Source organism: Pontibacter sp. HSC-14F20 (assembly GCF_019599265.1).
In the GTDB taxonomy this organism is placed as follows: domain Bacteria; phylum Bacteroidota; class Bacteroidia; order Cytophagales; family Hymenobacteraceae; genus Pontibacter.
On the sequence record NZ_JAHZTC010000020.1, the window covers coordinates 57,589 to 74,459 of the forward strand.

The following is a 16,871-nucleotide window of genomic DNA, read 5'->3' on the forward strand; positions in this document are numbered from 1 at the left end:
CCCGGGCACAGCTGTGAGGTACACATACCTGGCAATACCAACCATGTGTACCTCACAAGAAAATGAATAAACGCTTAAGGTATACCTTCTGTGCGTTCGTGCGGCGGCACGTCAGGCCCCTGCTCTGGTCTGTTGGCCGGGTTGTCGCCGCCTGTGACATAGCCCGTGTGTGCCGGAGGTGTGCGTTTGCCTTCGTCTTCGCGGAGTATACCTGCTTTTGGCTTATCTTTACTTGCTGGTTGTATTCTATCTTCGTTCATGATCTTCTTCTTAAATAAAATGATCTGCTATACCTTACATACGCAACAGACTGTCGTTTTGAATGAAAGTATCCGGTTTTAGACCTACGCAACACCATAGTAAATGATACCATTTCGAGTGCGCTCCTGAAAATACCTTAACTTTATACCCGGCCAGAGGCAATGCTTTTAGTTAAAATCAATAACCCCAAACTAGCTTTTAGAGTAATTTCAGCCAAAGACATCTACACAAAATAAAACATGCTACACACCGACAACCCGACCACGACCGAAGCCTGGAAAAAACTGGAGGAACACGCTTCTAAATTGAAGAATCAGCATTTGCGCGACCTGTTCAAGGCTGATGCGATGCGTTTTGATAAATTCTCGTTTGAGGTGGACGGTACGCTGTACGATTTTTCTAAAAACCGCATTACTGAGGAAACACTGGACCTGTTGACCGAACTGGCCGAGAAAACCAATGTGCCTGAAGCCATCGAAAGTATACTGCGCGGTGAGAAGATAAATGCCACCGAAGGCCGTGCCGTGCTCCATACTGCCCTGCGCAATTTTACGGATCAGGAACTGATGGTAGACGGGGAGAATGTGCTGGAAGAAGTGCGGGACGTGCAGCGCCAGATGAAGGACTTTTGTGACCGCCTGCACAGCGGCGAATGGACCGGCTATACCGGTAAAAAAGTAAAGCATGTCGTGAACATAGGTATAGGCGGTTCGCACCTGGGTCCGCAGATGGTGACAGAGGCGCTCAAAAAATACCAGAAGCCGGCTATCGAGGTGCACTTTATTTCCAATGTGGACGGTACCGACGCGGCAGAAGTCCTGCGCAAGCTCGATCCGGAAACAACCCTTTTCATCATAGCTTCCAAAACTTTCACCACCAAAGAAACCATAGCCAATGCCCACACGGCCCGCAGCTGGTTTCTCGAAACAGCCATAAACGAAGCGCATGTGAGCAAGCACTTTGTGGCACTATCTACGAATACTGAGGCAGTCTCCAGATTTGGTATCGCACCGGAAAATACCTTCCGTTTCTGGGACTGGGTAGGCGGTAGATTCTCGCTTTGGTCAGCCATTGGTTTGTCGGTGGCCTGCGCCATTGGGTACGACAAGTTCGAGGAATTGCTGCGTGGCGCTGAGGCCATGGACAAGCACCTGAAAAATACGCCACTCCGCCGGAATATACCAGTGCTGATGGCTCTGCTGAGCGTATGGTATACCAACTTTTTTGAGGCGCAGTCGCACGCCGTGCTGCCTTACGACCAATACCTGCGCCTGTTGCCGGAGTATTTGCAGCAGCTGCAGATGGAAAGCAACGGCAAGACCGCCATGCGCAACGGCGAGTACGTGAATTTCCAGACCCAGCCAGTAATTTGGGGCGCCGCCGGCACAAACGGGCAGCACTCATTTTTCCAGCTGATCCACCAAGGCACATTGCTTATACCTTCTGATTTCCTGGCACCGGTGAATAGCCACAACCCGATCGGCGAGCACCACCCGATGCTGCTTTCCAACTTCTTTGCCCAGACTGAGGCGCTGATGAAAGGCAAAACCGAGGAGGAAGTTCGCGCTGAACTGGAGAAACAAGGGATGGCCGGAGAAGAACTTGAACATCTCGTGCCCCACAAAGTTTTCGAAGGAAATAAGCCTTCCACCTCCATCATGTTCGACATGCTCACACCCTATACCTTAGGTAGTCTGATTGCCATGTACGAGCACAAAACCTTTGTGCAGGGCGTGATCTGGAACGTGTATAGCTTCGACCAGTGGGGCGTGGAGCTTGGCAAGCAGCTGGCCGGGACGATTGAAGAAGAACTGCTAAACGACAAGGCTACCGAACACGACAGCTCCACAGCCGGACTGATCAGTTACTACAGACAAAAACGCAAATAGCAAAAACCTTGTGACGAGGCTGCGTTTAAGGAAGGTATCTATACCTTATGCAGCACCTATACCTCAAATCAGCGCTTCTGCTGCTTCTCACGCTCTTGCTAAGCAGTTGTGCCGACAATAATTTTTACCAACAGGACGCTTTGGTGCAGCCGGAGGAGTATGACCTGCCTCCGGCTGGCACTGACAGCGTGTGGGCCGTGGCAGGTCGGCATTACGACCGTAGTTGGTTCCACCGCCTTTTCTGGGGCAATCACCACCGCGAGAGCTGGACTACTCCCGTTAAGCTACCAGTGTTCTATCTTTACAAGGTCAACGGCGGCATGAAAGTTGTGAAGAAAGGCGGCGGCTTCCAGACCAGTAGTTACCAGCTTCAGGACAGTCTCGGCCGTATTTACGCTTTCCGCTCCATCGATAAAGATCCGGTGCAGGTGCTAGCCAAATTCTGGCGGCCCACTTTTGTCACCAACATCTTGCGCGACCAGATTTCTTCTGCCAATCCCTATGGGGCCTTAGTAATACCTGGTCTGGCTAGGGCAGCTGGCGTTTTCCATACCTCTCCTACCCTGTATTATGTTTCTAAAACCGATACCTCATTCGGGGAACACGCTGCAGCGGTTCAGGGCAAGGTATACTTGCTCGAAGAAAAGTTTGAAGGTATAGCCGACACGCTGCAAATGTTCGGAAATGTGACAGGTTTTGAAAACTCCGAGGATGCGCTTCGCAATCGCTACGAAACCAACACCCATCATTTTGATCAGAAGGCATTTGCCCGAGCCCGGCTCTTGGATATGCTGGTCGGTGACTGGGACCGCCACAAGGGCCAGTGGGATTGGGCCGCATACAATGACGGATCTGACATCAGGTATAAACCCATACCCAAAGATCGCGACCAGGTTTTTCTGAAAATGGATGATGGTGCTATACCTTTCATCGCGACCAGCAAACTGATGGCCCGCAAGTTCAACTCTTTCGGGCCGAAGATCAAAGATGTAAAAGCTCTGATGATAAACGCACGTTTTATAGACGATCGCCTCCTCCATGAATTAACTCGCGAAGAATGGGTGTCAATAGCAGAGAATATGCAAAACAGGGTCACCGATGAAGTAATTGAAACGGCTGTGAAAAACCTGCCACCTCCTGTTTATACCCTAATTGGGGAAAGCACCATTCAGAACCTGAAAAACCGCCGCGAGCAACTGCCTGAAGTGGCTGAGGAAATATATGAAATTCTGGCTGGTGAGGTTACTGTTGCCGGTACTGATCAGGAGGATGTTTTTGAGGTGAGAAGGCTGGATGATGAACGCACTGAAGTGATCCTAATACGTCCGGCACAAAACGGTATACCTGAAAAGGTGCTTTACCAAAGAATATTCTACGGAAACGAAACCGAAAAAATCACGCTACACGGACTCAGCGGTGATGATGAATTCTTACTGGAAGGCGATGTTGGCAAAGGTATACTGGTAGCGGTATACGGCGGCCTCGGCGAAGATGAAATAACGGATAAGTCCGCTGTAAAAGGCTGGCGCAAATATACCCACATCTACGACACCGAGCGCGGCAACGATATCGACTGTGGTACTGAAGCCAAAGACCTCACCACCAGAGACGTGCGGGTGCACGCCTACAACAGGGAAGGTAATTAGGTAGCAGGTATAAATATGGTAGGGATAGGTTGCGACCCAATGCCGTCAACTTAAGTGTTTTCGTATACTATCCAATGGAAGCAGATAAGAGGATGACAGTAAAAAAAGGGTGCTCGGCTTTTGGAAGGCCTTCGGGAGTTGATGAACAGTGAGCGTTTCAAAGCCGCTTACCGGCGTCCTCCAGGACTTCCACGCAGCCGTGCTGTGCGCCAATATAAGTGCTTTACTGGTGGAGGAGGCCCAGCAGGAGCTCGACCGGGAGCAGGAGGGCAAGGGCAACAGGCACCGCTACCAGATCAACCGCGCGGTGGCCTTGGGGCTGGTCAAGGACAACCTGGCCGGCCTGCTGTTGGGGACCCAGCCTATGGAAACCGCCTACCAGAGGCTGAAGCTTAAAATAAAGCGCCGAAGGGAGGCCGTCAAGCCTGGCAGGAAATTTAAAAGAAAACGGCACCGAGGGCATAAAGTCAAAAGCAAGAAGCGAAAAGTTATTTAACATCTCCTTAAGTTGACGGCATTGGGTTGAGACCTGTCCCTACCATATTTATACCTCAAACTTTCAGGCTTTTCTCCAGCATTTTCAGCACGAAATTTTCCATACTTGTCAGCTGGCCATTTTTAGATTTGCCGGGGTCGTGCTTTTTAAGGAAACTCATCAGTTTGTCTTCCCGGAAAAGGTTGACTACCTCGGGGTGGATGTAGTATTTGCTGCAAACCGTCGGCGTATTACCCAGGCCTTTGGCCACTTCCTTAACAGCTTCTTTTATACCTTTCTCTTTGTCAATTTCCGGGTTCTCGTCGATCACGCGCTCCAGACACTCTACCATGCGCACGGTGCCGCCCCAGGTTCTGAAATCTTTCGCCGTAAAATCATGAGCAGTCACTTGCCGCAGGTATTCGTTCACATCACCCGACTCAAGCGTTTGGCGCTCTCCATCCTCGTCGTAGTACTGGAACAGATCATAGCCCGGAATATCCTTGCACTTTTTAACCAGTTGGGCCAGACGCCGGTCTTTCAGGTCGATCTTCTGTTCTACCCCTTTCTTGCCCACAAATGCAAAAGTAACCGTGCTGCCATTAAAGGTCACGTGGCGGTCCCGAAGTGTGGTGAGGCCATACGATTTATTCGATTTGGCATAGGCACGGTTACCGATCCGGATCAGCGCATTGTCCATAATCGACACCACCAGCGCCGTTACCTTGCGTTTGTCGAGGTGGCGGGACTGTATATCTTGCTGCATCTGCTCCCGCAAGGCAGGCAGTGAATGTCCGAACGTGATCATGCGCCCAAACTTTGTCAGGTTGCGGGCATTCTGCCACTCCGGATGGTAAATGTACTGTTTGCGTCCTTTGGCATCGCGGCCGGTAGCCTGCAAATGACCTTTGGGCGTATTCGCGATCCATACCTCGGTCCAGGCGGGCGGTATCACCAGTTTTTTGATGCGCTCCAGTGTTTTTTCATCTGTCACTTTCTCCCCTCTATGGTTCAGGTACGTGAAACTTGTACCGACCTTTTTACGTGTGATGCCCGGCTTTTCGTCTGAGGTATAGCGCAAACCCGCCCACTCCGCTGAGAGAGCTGGATTTTTATATAAGTTGTGTAGTTCTTTCTTTGTCATCAGTCGAGGCATTAGGCGCCTCCTGTGCATAATACTTCAAACCGATGCAAAAGTTATTCACAGCATAGCTCCGAAATGGCATTTGCCTATACCTGCTCAACATTTCCGCTTATATTTGCTTCTATATTAAGACATACCCATGACCATACATAAACAGATTTCTTACCTCTACGCCTTCTTTGGCGTCTTCATGCTGGGCTGCGGCGCTGTAGCCGTCGACGTGGCCGGCGAGCAGGCCCAAACCGCTCTCATCACAGGTATAGCCGGTGGCTTGCTGGCCCTTATTGCAGGTCATTTCCTGAACCGCAGACAGCGCTGGGGTTTTCTGCTGGGCACAGCCGAGGCTGGCCTACTGACAATCCTGCTCGGTTGGCGCTCGGGCACCTATTTTATCCGATTGCTTGAGATGGTACAGGAAGCGCCGGAGCCTAACTCTACCCACACCGCGGGTATGGCTTTTCTGCTGACAACCGCCATGCTGGTAGTGGCCTTGCTGACCCTGGCGGTATCGGTTATGTTTGCAAAACAAGTGTTTGCCGAGACAAAATAGGCGTTCGTCTATATTCCTCTATAATATTAAACCATTTTATATTATATTGGTCCTAACACAAGACCAATCGTTCACCTAAAACAAATTAATATGCTTCAGAAAATCGGTTTGAGTATCGTGCTCACGGCCAGTGTGGTCAGTGCTGCCGAGGCGCAGACAAAACTCGTGGAAAAGGTAACCAAGAAAAGCGATGAGCTGGTTATACCTTACGAAAAGTATAAACTGGCCAATGGCCTCACCCTGATCGTGCACGAAGATCACTCCGATCCGGTGGTGCATGTGGACGTGACTTACCACGTAGGTTCAGCCCGCGAAGAGGTGGGCAAATCTGGCTTCGCACACTTTTTTGAGCACATGATGTTCCAGGGCTCCGACAACGTGGCTGACGAAGAGCACTTCAAAATCGTGTCGGATGCAGGCGGTACCCTGAACGGTACAACCAACCGCGACCGAACCAACTACTTTGAAACCGTACCCAGCAACCAATTGGAGACAGCCCTTTGGCTGGAAGCCGACCGTATGGGCTTTTTGCTGGATGCCGTAACGCAGAAGAAATTTGAGGTACAGCGCGAAACCGTGAAGAATGAGCGTGGTCAGAACTACGACAACCGTCCTTACGGTCTTGTGTATGAGAAAACATCGCAGCACCTGTACCCGCACGGTCACCCTTACTCCTGGACCACCATTGGTTATATCGAGGACCTAAACCGCGTGAACGTAGAAGACCTGAAAAACTTCTTCCTGCGCTGGTACGGACCAAACAACGCTACAGTAACCGTGGGTGGTGACGTGAATCCGGCTGAAGTAGTAAAGCTGGTAGAGAAATACTTTGGCGCTATACCTACCGGCCCAGCCGTGCAGGACATGAAGCCAATGGTTGCCTCACTCAACGCCGACCGTTACATTTCTTACGAAGACAATGTGCGCTTCCCGATGCTGCGTGTAACGTACCCGGTGCCTGAAACTGGTCACAAAGACGAGCATGCGCTGGATGTACTTGCTGAGATCCTGGGTCAGGGCCGCAACTCTATCTTCTACAAAAACTTTGTGAAAGACCAGAAAGCCTTGCAGGCTTCTGCCATGAACTCTACTTCGGAGCTGGCTGGTGAGTTTGGTATTTCCATTATGGCCTATCCAAACAGCACCCTGGCACAAATGGAGGAACTGCTGCGCAAATCTATCGCTGAGTTTGAAACACGCGGCGTAACCGACGAAGATCTGCAGCGCTACAAGGCCTCTGCTGAGTCTAGCCTGATAAACAGAATGGCGAGCGTGAGTGGCAAAGTATCGCAACTGGCTTCGTACGAAACCTTCCGTAACAACCCGAACTACCTGCAGGAGGAAATCCGCCGCATCAACGCGCTCACAAAGGCCGATGTGGTGCGAGTGTATAACCAGTATATTAAAGGCAAACCTTCCGTTATCCTGAGTGTGGTGCCAAAAGGCAAGCCGGAAATGGTAGCCAAAGCTGACAACTATACCGTTGACACAAACGTGTCGGTAGCACAGCCACAGGACTACAGCGGATTGAGCTATACCAAGGCAGTTGACACTTTCGACCGCAGCAAGCGCCCGGTAGCGGGTCAGGCCAAAGCCGTGAGCGTACCTAACTTCTATACCTCGAAGTTTAAGAATGGCATGAAGGTGATCGGCACAAAATCTGACGAGATCCCAACTGTTACCTTGCAATTGACTATACCTGGCGGACATCGTTTGCTGGCCAATAACGCAGGCAAGGCGGGCATCGCTTCGCTTACAGCCTCCCTGATGAACGAAGACACCGAAAACTTCACTTCAGAAGCCTTCACAAGCGAGCTCGACAAACTGGGTAGCTCTATCCGTATCGGTTCAGGTACAGAAGACACCTATGTAACGGTTCAGTCGCTGAAAAAGAACCTGGACAAAACATTGGCTTTGCTCGAAGAGCGCCTGTTCCGTCCGAAGTTCGCAGCTGACGACTTTGAACGTCTGAAAAAGCAGCAACTGGAAGGTATAGCCAACCAGTCGACACAGCCAACGGCTATTGCCAGCAGCGTGTACAACAAACTGCTTTATGGTGAAAACCACATCATGGCCATCCCAACTTCAGGTACTACAGAGTCAGTAGGCAGCATCACCCTCGACGATGTGAAGCAGTTCTATGCTGCCAATTTCACGCCTACAGGCGCTGAACTGGTAGTAGTAGGCGATATCAACGAAAAAGAGATCATCGGCAAGCTTGACTTCCTGAAAAAATGGAAGAAGAAAAACGTGACCATGCCAGCTGACGTGAAAGCGCCTGCTATCGCGGCTACTAAAATTTACTTTGTAGACAAGCCTGATGCTGCGCAGTCAGAAATCAGAATTGGCTATGTAGCCCTGCCTTACGACGCAACCGGAGAGTACTACAAAACATCGCTGATGAACTTTGTGCTGGGTGGTGCCTTTAACAGTCGCATCAACCTGAACCTGCGCGAAGACAAAGGCTATACCTATGGCGCCCGTTCCGGCTTCGGTGGCAGCCGCTTTGCTGGTCCGTACACAGCTTCTGCGGGTGTGCGTGCTGATGCCACTGCTGCTTCTGTAGTTGAGTTCATGAAAGAGATCAACGATTTCAGAACCAAGGGTATCACGGAAGATGAATTGCAGTTTATGAAAAACTCAATCGGTCAGTCAGATGCACGCCAGTACGAAACACCTGGTCAGAAGGCGAACTTCCTGGGCCGTATTCTGCGCTACGACCTGAAGAAGGATTACGTAGGCAAGCAGACGCAGATTCTTAACAACATGACGAAGCAGGAAATAGATGCGCTGGCTGCCAAGCACCTGCCATCTGACAAAATGCACATTGTGGTGGTAGGCGATAAGAAAACAGTATTGCCAGAACTGCAGAAGCTGAGCTACGAAGTGGTGGAGCTGGATACCAACGGCAACCCGGTAGGTACCTCATCCGTAAAATAGCGCAAACTACACTTGAAAAAAAGCCCCTGCAATCCAGGGGCTTTTTTATTTGCACTATTATCTGCGCTATACCTGCCTGTACTGCTTCCAACCAAGGCTAATTTTAATCCGTAAGGGCATACTAAAATCTAACCGCGTAAGTTTTAAGCAAACCGCAGGAGCTGTTTTTCGGCTTATACCTGCGCATAGCTTAATTCTATTTTACCACTCTTAATCAAATGATGCAGTATATCAATCGTACCGCACCCTGGCTGCTTGTCTTTGTCAGCGTGTTTTTCATGAGCAGTTGCAAAGACAATGAAGGTGTCATCTTTTCGATTCAGGATGATATCCAACTGGGTGAGCAGGTATCGCAGCAGGTAGATTCCACCTTTCGGGCACAGGGCAAGTTATTGGAGCGCAGCTCCGGCAATGCCAGTGTTCAAAAAGCTTATACCCACCTCGACCGCATCGTGAACCGTGTGCTCAATTCCGGCGAGATCAAGTATAGAAATGAATTTGTCTGGACGGTGAAGATCATCAACGATCGTGAAACCCTGAATGCATTTGCTGCTCCGGGTGGGCATATTTACGTGTATACCGGCCTGATGAAGTTTCTGGATGACGAAGACCACTTTGCCGGAGTTCTGGCTCACGAGATAGCCCATGCCGACAAACGCCACAGTGTGCAGCAGTTGCAGCGCGATTATGGTATCGCGTTGATGCTCTCAGTGGCACTTGGCAACAATGCGGGTACGCTGCAGCAGATCGCCGCGCAGCTGGCAGGTACACTGGCCGGTTTGCGTTTCAGCCGCGGCGCTGAGACGGAGGCTGATAATGCTTCGGTGGTATACCTGGATGGCACCGACTACTATGCCTGCGACGGAGCTGCCGGTTTCTTTGTGAAGCTCAACGCGGAGGCCCAGGGCAGCAATCCACCAGAGTTTTTGAGCACGCACCCTAACCCGGATAACCGCGTCGAAAACATTCAGCAGCAGGCCAGCCAACGTAACTGCGCAACAGACGGAGCCGCCAACACGGATTTTAACGAATTGAAAAGAAGCCTGAACCTGTAAACAACAAAGGTCTGCTGCATGGCAGGCCTTTCTGTTTCACCTCTATACCTGCAGACTATGAAAAAAATAAAGAACACTGCTGCGAAAGTTGTTTTGAAAGGAGAAGAAAAGTTTGATACGCTGACTTTTAATCTGCGTCGCAAGCTCAATATGTTTGGTCCGCTGCACATTATAGCCTACCGCAGCTACGGCACGCCTACCCGCCTCTATGTGAAAGGCCGCGTGTTGGTCGATAAGGGCATCACGCTGTCCGAGGAGAATGACACATTGTGGGAGAACATCCTGAATATGTACAAACGCTTTAACAGCCGGGAAATACCGGGAGCGCGTATAGAATTGTGTCTGGGAGATCAGAAACACGAAATTACAACTGATGTTGAGGGTTATTTTGTGATTAACCTTGCCCCGGAAAAGCCACTTGAGCTCGACGACATCTGGCACACAATCGATATCACGCTTTCATCATCTCCCGTACCCTTTGAAGGTGAGGTAAAGGCACAGGCGCATGTATTGGTACCGCCGCCTGACGCAGAATATGGCATTATCAGCGACATTGATGACACCGTTGTCCGGACCGGCGCCACCAGCATGTTGCAGACCGGAAAGAACGTGCTGCTCAATAACGCCCACTCCCGTATACCTTTCCATGGGGTAGCATCCTTTTACAAGTCGCTGCAGCTGGGGCGTAACGGCAAGCGCAACAATCCATTCTTTTACGTTTCAAGCAGTCCCTGGAACACGTACGATCTGCTTTACCATTTTCTGGAGTTGAATGAAATTCCGCAGGGGCCACTCCTGCTCCGTGACTTCGGAATTGATGAAAGCAAGCTCGGCTCTTCCGATCACATGAGCCATAAGTTTAAAGAGATTGAAAACATACTCATCACTTACCCTGAGCTCAAGTTCATTCTGATTGGTGATAGCGGGCAACAGGATGCCGAGATTTATGCCGAAGTAGTACGAAAACATCCGGGCCGTGTCCTGGCCATCTACATCCGGGATGTGAACATCGAAAAACACGCCACGAAAGTGGTCAAGATTTTCGACGAGTTCAAGGATAACAAAGAAGTGGAGATGGTACTGGTAAAACAAACCTTGGAAGCCGCAGCACACGCTGCCGAATGTGGTTACATCTACACAGAAGAAATTTCTGAAATCGCCAGAGAAACCGCAGTGGATGCTGCAGGAGATGAGTAATTAATGGAGTGATTTTTAAATTGTTAATACAATGATTGAAATTACACACACAAACTCATTCTATCACTAACTCTCTTAACTCGAATGGTCGGCAATGATTTTCCAGCCTTCGGGGAAGCGCTTCAGGATGATGGAGAAGTGACCTTGCAAGTCACCCAGATCGGCGTCGCGCTGCAGATGCCATTTGCCCACCACGAGCATGTGGTCTGCAGCCAGATGACGTACCTCTTTCAGGTCGAAGGTCAGTTCCCCCATGGCTGCCGGATCGGGGTAGCTCTTGCGGTAGTTGTCAAGGGTCTTTTGCCAGCCGTAAGTCAGCCCACTTTTACCAACAAATAACAGCGAATCCGATTTCCAGTAGTCCTGCATAAAGCAATCAAGATTACCCTGGCTCCAACAAGCAGACTGCGAGGCTAGCATAGGGCGCACCTCCGCTTCTGATGCGGCTGTATCGTGCAGGACGGGTGCATCGGTGGCAAGATTGACTTGCTTCTCCTCGTTGTGCTGACAGGCTGTAAACAGCAGTCCTATACCTAGCGTCAATGCGCAGATAAACTTATTTCTTTTCATCCTTTTCGGGAAGTATGGTTTTGATATAAGTCGTGCCACCCAGGCGCCCCATGGCGCGGGCTATACGCACCTGCCTGCCCAGTACGTAAGCTGATGGCCTTTCGGCAGAATACCGGATCGGGTTGGGAAGTACCGCTGCCAGCCGTGCAGACTGCTGACGTCCCAACTGAGAGGCCGGTTTCTTAAAATACTTTTGAGCGGCTGCCTCCACACCAAACACACCATCTCCCATCTCCGCAATGTTCAGGTATACCTCCAGGATACGTTGTTTGCCCCACAGCACTTCAATCAGAAAAGTAAAGTATGCCTCTACTCCCTTGCGCAAGTAACTGCGACCATGCCACAAAAACACATTCTTGGCCACCTGCTGACTAATGGTACTGCCGCCCCGGATGTTCTTTCCTTTCTGATTGCGCTTAAATGCATCCGCTATGGCTTCAAAATCGAAACCGCTGTGCTCCAGGAAAAGCTGGTCTTCGGAGGCCACCACAGCCAGGGGCAACTGCTCCGACATTTCCTCCAGAGGCACGAAGTTATACCTGATCGCAGGCTCAGCCTTGCCCGCTGCACCAGCTTCTGCACGGCGTTTCACCATGTGAAGCGTAGCAGGTGGCGCCACCCAGCGGTATACCAACACCCACAGCACACTCAGGAGCACGAGGCTCAGCAAAAGCTTTGTGACGATAAGCCTGATCTCACGAAAGCCCAGCCGTTTCTTCTTCATTTTAAGCGGTTGAAAATAAGTGCGCAAAGCTAAGTGTTTTGGCTTATAATGCAACAAAAGCAGCTAATCTGAATTGTATAACTTAACACGGGCCTAAACATACCCGTATTCCAAAGACAAAACCCCTAATGCCCTTTATCCAGCAAAAGAATACACCATGCAAAAATACCTTCCCTTGTTCCCTCTGAATATCGTGGTATTTCCGGGCGAGAAACTGAATTTGCACATCTTTGAGCCTCGTTATAAGCAACTGATCTACGACTGTATCGAAAACGGCGGCACGTTTGGTATACCTGCCTACATCAACAATGGGGTGAGCCTTTATGGCACGGAGATCAAACTACTGCAGGTGGAGAAGAAGTACGAAACCGGCGAAATGGACATCCGCACACAAGGTATGGGCATCTTTAAAATACTGGAGTTTGATAAACAGGCACCGGGCAGACTCTACGCTGGCGGTCAGGTAGAGGAAGTAGAGAACCAGGAAGACGAGGATATCATAACGAAAGAAAAAATACGTGAGAAGCTGCAGGAGCTGTACACGGCCCTGGGTATAAGCAGTATCCTGATGGATCTCCCCGAAAACTTTACCTCGTTTGACGTTGGCCACCATTTAGGCCTGAACACGGAACAGGAGTATACCTTGTTGCAATGCAACAGTGAAGCCCTGCGGCAAGAGATGATCCTGCAGCACCTCCTACAGGTTCTGCCCATCGTAGCCGAAACCGAGAAACTGAAGGAGCGCGTCAAGCTCAATGGTCATTTCAAAAACCTCACACCACCCAATTTCTGATGCTGCTCTACTTTATTATTATACCTACTGTGCTATTTCTGGTTTTTGGGCTGTTCAGTTACTGGCAGGAGCTCAAGTACCGCAACAAACCATTCTACAAACTATCGGATGTAGGTTGGCGCAAGTGCCTTCCCAAACCGGAGGCGCGGCTGGTGCACAGCATTGCATTTATGGGTGATGTGGGCTACGTGGCTACCGACGGCACAGATCCGGTAATGAAACTGCTGGAGGAATGGCAGCGCAACACAGGCCCTGGTGGAAGCGTCTTGTTTTTGGGAGACAATTTATACCCGGTAGGAATGCCTGCCGAAACACACCGCCACTACCCTGCCGCCAAAGAGCGCCTGGACTTCCTATTGCAACAAATGGGTGCCTACGCGGGTCGCAAGATTTTTTTGAGCGGCAACCACGATTGGAACAAAGGAAGAGAAAAAGGGCTGGAGTATATGCTGCGGCAGGAAAAGTATGTAGTCGAAACTCTGCAGGATGAAAATAGTTACCTGCCCCGCCACGGTTGCCCGGGACCGGAGGCCATTCAACTGGCAGATGGATTGCTCCTGGTGATCATCAACACGCAGTGGTGGGTACAACGCGGTGAGAAGCCCTTGGGGCGAGCGCAGGGCTGTCCGTATGATGACATTGAAGAATTTTTTCTGCGCCTGAATAAAATTTTGCGCCGCAACAGACACCAACGCATTGTAGTAGCGGCACATCATCCACTCTACAGTAATGCGCTTCATGGTGGCAAGTTCACGATCAAACAACATATATTCCCACTGACAGCCGCGCACAAGCGTTTTTATATTCCATTACCGATTTTCGGTTCGATATACCCCTTTTACCGCAAGCTTTTTGGGGCCTACGAGGACATGTCACACCGGAAATATCGTAAGATGCGCAAGCGCCTGCTCCGCATTTTCCACCAGTTCAGCAACATCGTTTATGTAGCGGGGCACGACCACAACCTCCAGCATTTTGAGGTGCGGGATAATCATTACATCGTCAGTGGGTCCGGTAGCAAAACCTCTTTTGTGAAAAAGGGCGGCAAAGCCACATTTACGCTGGAGCAGCGTGGTTTTTTTGTGCTTAATTACTACGATACCGGTGAGGTATGGATAGAAGCGCTGGCTGTAACAGAAGCAGAAAACGTTTCATTGCCCGGAACAGTCGTGTTCCGCAAGGAGCTCGGCACCATTTTGCAGCCCAAAGAGCAGATACAGGAGGTATAGCTTATCTTACGATTCTTCAGGTATAGGAAGGATAACTTTCAGGCTTTTAGTGTGCATGGTCACATTTATTTCCTCTCTTAATTCAGCCGGCTCACCGTCAATATGCACTACTTCATGGTCAACGTTGTAAACAGTAGCGCGGTGGCAACTAATGCGGCGGGTATAGACAGAACCGTCAATGTTGTCTGTATACATGCGATACAGCAAACCAGGAGCGGCAGCTTTGGGAAAGGGCTCAATCAGGCAAATCTCGAAGCGTCCGTCATTCAGAATTCCGCTCGGGTTAATGGCCGCGTTGCTTCCAAAAGCATTGGCATTGGCGATGGTAACCATGAAAGCTTCCCCCTCAAAATTCTCTGTGTCGGTCTCGATGCGATAAAACTTTGGCTCATAATTCATGTATTCCTGCAAGGCAATCCAGGCATAGGCACCGGGCCCACGCCTGTCTCCTTCGCAGAACCGTTTTACAACCAGTGCATTAAAACCCAGATCGCTGAGATGGATAGAAGGCTGCCCGTTCAAGTCGATGGTGTCAATGCTGCGCACGACATGCTCGTGTATCAGCTGCAGCGCCTCCTCGGTGTCCTGGGGTATACCTAAGTCTTTGGAGAGGCCGTTGCCGGAGCCCAGCGGTATAATGCCAAGCGGCGTATGCGTACCAATCAGCAGAGCACCCACCAGACTAACCGTGCCATCTCCCCCCACTGCAATTACAGCGTCATAGTTATTCTCGTTGATGCGCTGCTGTATCTCCTCTGAATCGCGTTCGCCTGTAGTGCGGTAAATCGCACAGGTTAGTTGATGCTCTGCACAGCTTGTCTTGATTTCATCCTCCAGCTCATTTTTGTCAATGTCACCCGCTATGGGGTTTATGACAAACAAGAGGTTGTTGAGCTTCTTTTCTTGTTGCATACGCTTGGGGTGGTGTCAGTTGTTAATGGAAAGCAGGGACTTATTCTACCAGACCGGCTGGCAAACCGTTTGGATACTCCTCTTGTATGGCACGTTCAATTACCGCAATCCGGTTACCGGGATTAGGGTGTGTCTGCGCAAACTCAGGGCCGCTGGCGCCACCACTGGCCTCTGCCAGGATACGCATCACTTCAATCATGGCCCTGGGGTCATAGCCGGACTCACCTGTAAGGCGTACAGCCAGCCTATCCGACTCCAGTTCATCTTCCCGGCCATAGCGCATGTTCATCAGTTTGCCAATCATGGCGGCGGCCACTGCACCAGTTCGGGAGGCTGGGTTATCCGGATCGTAGGTAGCAATGGCAGCCGCACCAGTAAGTCCTTGTGTCAGCTTTGCTTTGGCTAACTGCTGTGCGGAATGGCGACCCACTACATGCCCTATCTCATGGCTCAGCACGCCTGCCAGCTGCGCCTCAGAACTCAGACGACGAAGCAGGCCTGCTGTAATAAAGATCTGTCCGCCAGGCAAAGCAAAGGCATTAACAGTTTGCTCATCAGCCAGCAGATGAAAGTCAAACTTGTAAGGTGTTTCACTCACACGGGTATTTTGGACAAGCCGCTGCCCTATTGCGTTAACTTCTGCTCTCGCCTGTTCATCCGGATGCAAACCACCATACTGCGAAGCCATCTCAGGAGCTGCCTGTAAGCCCAGGGCAATCTCTTGCTCAACGGTCATATCTACGTGCTGCATCTGGCCGGTAAACTCGTTTTCCTGCCTGTTGCACCAGTACGTGACCAGTGATACCGCCGCAACCAGGATAGCGACGATGAATTTTATGACTCCTCTCATTATACTCGAGTTCTACCAGATTTAAGTATTATACCATACGTTTTGGTTTGCTATTTCCCAAAGGCTGTATAGTTCGCCGGATGCATTGCATCATCATATACTTTTATTGCATTAAAAAGTATACGCAATTGCCTTGAAATAAATGGTGTTGCCAGAGGAGATAAGCGTCAGGTTTAGCTGAAGAATTTAAAAATAGCTACCCTAATTTATATGAAATTCGTAATACACTAAAATCGCTGCCAGAGCAGCTTCAATTAAAACAGAAAATTATGAATATGAAAAGAACATTCGGTGCCATTCTGACCATATTAGGAATAGTTGGCATCATCTGGGGGGCTTATGCCTTTGTGATGGGTGGCGATGGCGCAGCTATTGGCCAATATACCGCTGTGGTCCCTTTTGTTGTAGGATTGATCTTCTTCTTTGCAGGTATCAACCTGGTAAAGACAACAAAAGACCAGACTTAACTAGAAGAACCTCTAAAAACGAAAAAGCCACCTCTGTTAATAGAGGGCACTGAAAAAGTCTCCGTGAAAACTGGAGAATTACAGGAGCAGGAATTAAGTTTTCTGCTCCTTTTTTCGTATCTCCTGGTGGAATCAGAGAGCATTCAGATGGTAGCGCAACAGCAACAAA

General features: G+C 50.1%; 16 protein-coding genes. 10 read left to right on the forward strand and 6 right to left on the reverse strand.

Annotated elements, in window-relative coordinates:
- Positions 1-74 precede the first annotated feature (74 nt).
- Positions 75-260 (reverse strand): hypothetical protein, encoded by a 186-nt coding sequence (locus K3G39_RS17230; RefSeq protein WP_220627415.1) that lies wholly within the window; start codon positions 258-260, stop codon positions 75-77.
- A 240-nt stretch (positions 261-500) separates the two neighbouring features.
- Between K3G39_RS17230 and pgi the strand changes: the two genes are divergently transcribed.
- The 3 genes from pgi (at position 501) to K3G39_RS17245 (ending at position 4,292) form a co-directional block, all read left to right on the forward strand.
- Positions 501-2,150 (forward strand): glucose-6-phosphate isomerase, encoded by a 1,650-nt coding sequence (gene pgi / locus K3G39_RS17235; protein ID WP_220627416.1) that lies wholly within the window; start codon positions 501-503, stop codon positions 2,148-2,150.
- Between the two features lie 47 nt (positions 2,151-2,197).
- The gene (locus tag K3G39_RS17240) at positions 2,198-3,796 is read left to right on the forward strand and encodes a hypothetical protein (RefSeq protein ID WP_220627417.1); all 1,599 of its coding nucleotides are present in this window, start codon (positions 2,198-2,200) and stop codon (positions 3,794-3,796) included.
- A gap of 148 nt (positions 3,797-3,944) precedes the next feature.
- Entirely contained in the window at positions 3,945-4,292 is a 348-nt protein-coding gene (locus K3G39_RS17245) for a hypothetical protein (RefSeq protein ID WP_220627418.1), read from the forward strand.
- Positions 4,293-4,347: 55 nt separating this feature from the next.
- Here the strand turns inward: K3G39_RS17245 and K3G39_RS17250 are convergent, their stop codons facing one another.
- The gene (locus K3G39_RS17250) at positions 4,348-5,415 is read right to left on the reverse strand and encodes a DNA topoisomerase IB (RefSeq protein WP_220627419.1); all 1,068 of its coding nucleotides are present in this window, start codon (positions 5,413-5,415) and stop codon (positions 4,348-4,350) included.
- A 139-nt stretch (positions 5,416-5,554) separates the two neighbouring features.
- On the opposite strand from K3G39_RS17250, the gene K3G39_RS17255 reads away from it, so the two are divergent.
- From K3G39_RS17255 to K3G39_RS17270, 4 genes are all read left to right on the forward strand, one after another.
- Positions 5,555-5,965 (forward strand): hypothetical protein, encoded by a 411-nt coding sequence (locus tag K3G39_RS17255; protein ID WP_220627420.1) that lies wholly within the window; start codon positions 5,555-5,557, stop codon positions 5,963-5,965.
- Positions 5,966-6,055: 90 nt separating this feature from the next.
- Positions 6,056-8,905 (forward strand): pitrilysin family protein, encoded by a 2,850-nt coding sequence (locus tag K3G39_RS17260; RefSeq protein WP_220627421.1) that lies wholly within the window; start codon positions 6,056-6,058, stop codon positions 8,903-8,905.
- 218 nt (positions 8,906-9,123) lie between these two features.
- Positions 9,124-9,960 carry a M48 family metalloprotease gene (locus K3G39_RS17265; protein WP_220627422.1) on the forward strand — a complete coding sequence of 279 codons (837 nt, stop codon included), beginning with the start codon at positions 9,124-9,126 and terminating at the stop codon, positions 9,958-9,960.
- 57 nt (positions 9,961-10,017) lie between these two features.
- Positions 10,018-11,157, forward strand: coding sequence for an App1 family protein (locus K3G39_RS17270; protein WP_220627423.1), 1,140 nt, complete (start codon positions 10,018-10,020; stop codon positions 11,155-11,157).
- 75 nt (positions 11,158-11,232) lie between these two features.
- Here K3G39_RS17270 and K3G39_RS17275 read toward each other — a convergent pair whose 3' ends face one another.
- Both K3G39_RS17275 and mtgA read right to left on the reverse strand, forming a co-directional pair.
- Positions 11,233-11,727: a DUF4440 domain-containing protein gene (locus K3G39_RS17275; protein WP_220627424.1), complete on the reverse strand. Its 495-nt coding sequence runs from the start codon at positions 11,725-11,727 to the stop codon at positions 11,233-11,235.
- Positions 11,714-12,451 carry a monofunctional biosynthetic peptidoglycan transglycosylase gene (gene mtgA, locus K3G39_RS17280; RefSeq protein WP_220627425.1) on the reverse strand — a complete coding sequence of 246 codons (738 nt, stop codon included), beginning with the start codon at positions 12,449-12,451 and terminating at the stop codon, positions 11,714-11,716. Before mtgA ends, K3G39_RS17275 begins: the two co-directional genes overlap by 14 nt.
- 157 nt (positions 12,452-12,608) lie before the next feature.
- Between mtgA and K3G39_RS17285 the strand changes: the two genes are divergently transcribed.
- Positions 12,609-13,244, forward strand: coding sequence for an LON peptidase substrate-binding domain-containing protein (locus tag K3G39_RS17285; RefSeq protein ID WP_220627426.1), 636 nt, complete (start codon positions 12,609-12,611; stop codon positions 13,242-13,244).
- The gene (locus K3G39_RS17290; protein ID WP_220627427.1) at positions 13,244-14,473 is read left to right on the forward strand and encodes a metallophosphoesterase; all 1,230 of its coding nucleotides are present in this window, start codon (positions 13,244-13,246) and stop codon (positions 14,471-14,473) included. The genes K3G39_RS17285 and K3G39_RS17290 overlap by 1 nt, the downstream gene beginning before the upstream one ends.
- Before the next feature lie 6 nt (positions 14,474-14,479).
- Here the strand turns inward: K3G39_RS17290 and K3G39_RS17295 are convergent, their stop codons facing one another.
- Both K3G39_RS17295 and K3G39_RS17300 read right to left on the reverse strand, forming a co-directional pair.
- Entirely contained in the window at positions 14,480-15,385 is a 906-nt protein-coding gene (locus tag K3G39_RS17295) for a diacylglycerol kinase family protein (RefSeq protein ID WP_220627428.1), read from the reverse strand.
- A gap of 40 nt (positions 15,386-15,425) precedes the next feature.
- The gene (locus K3G39_RS17300) at positions 15,426-16,235 is read right to left on the reverse strand and encodes a M48 family metalloprotease (RefSeq protein WP_220627429.1); all 810 of its coding nucleotides are present in this window, start codon (positions 16,233-16,235) and stop codon (positions 15,426-15,428) included.
- A gap of 275 nt (positions 16,236-16,510) precedes the next feature.
- Here K3G39_RS17300 and K3G39_RS17305 point away from each other — a divergent pair, with 275 nt between their 5' ends.
- Positions 16,511-16,702, forward strand: coding sequence for a hypothetical protein (locus tag K3G39_RS17305; protein ID WP_255594448.1), 192 nt, complete (start codon positions 16,511-16,513; stop codon positions 16,700-16,702).
- Positions 16,703-16,871 lie beyond the last annotated feature (169 nt).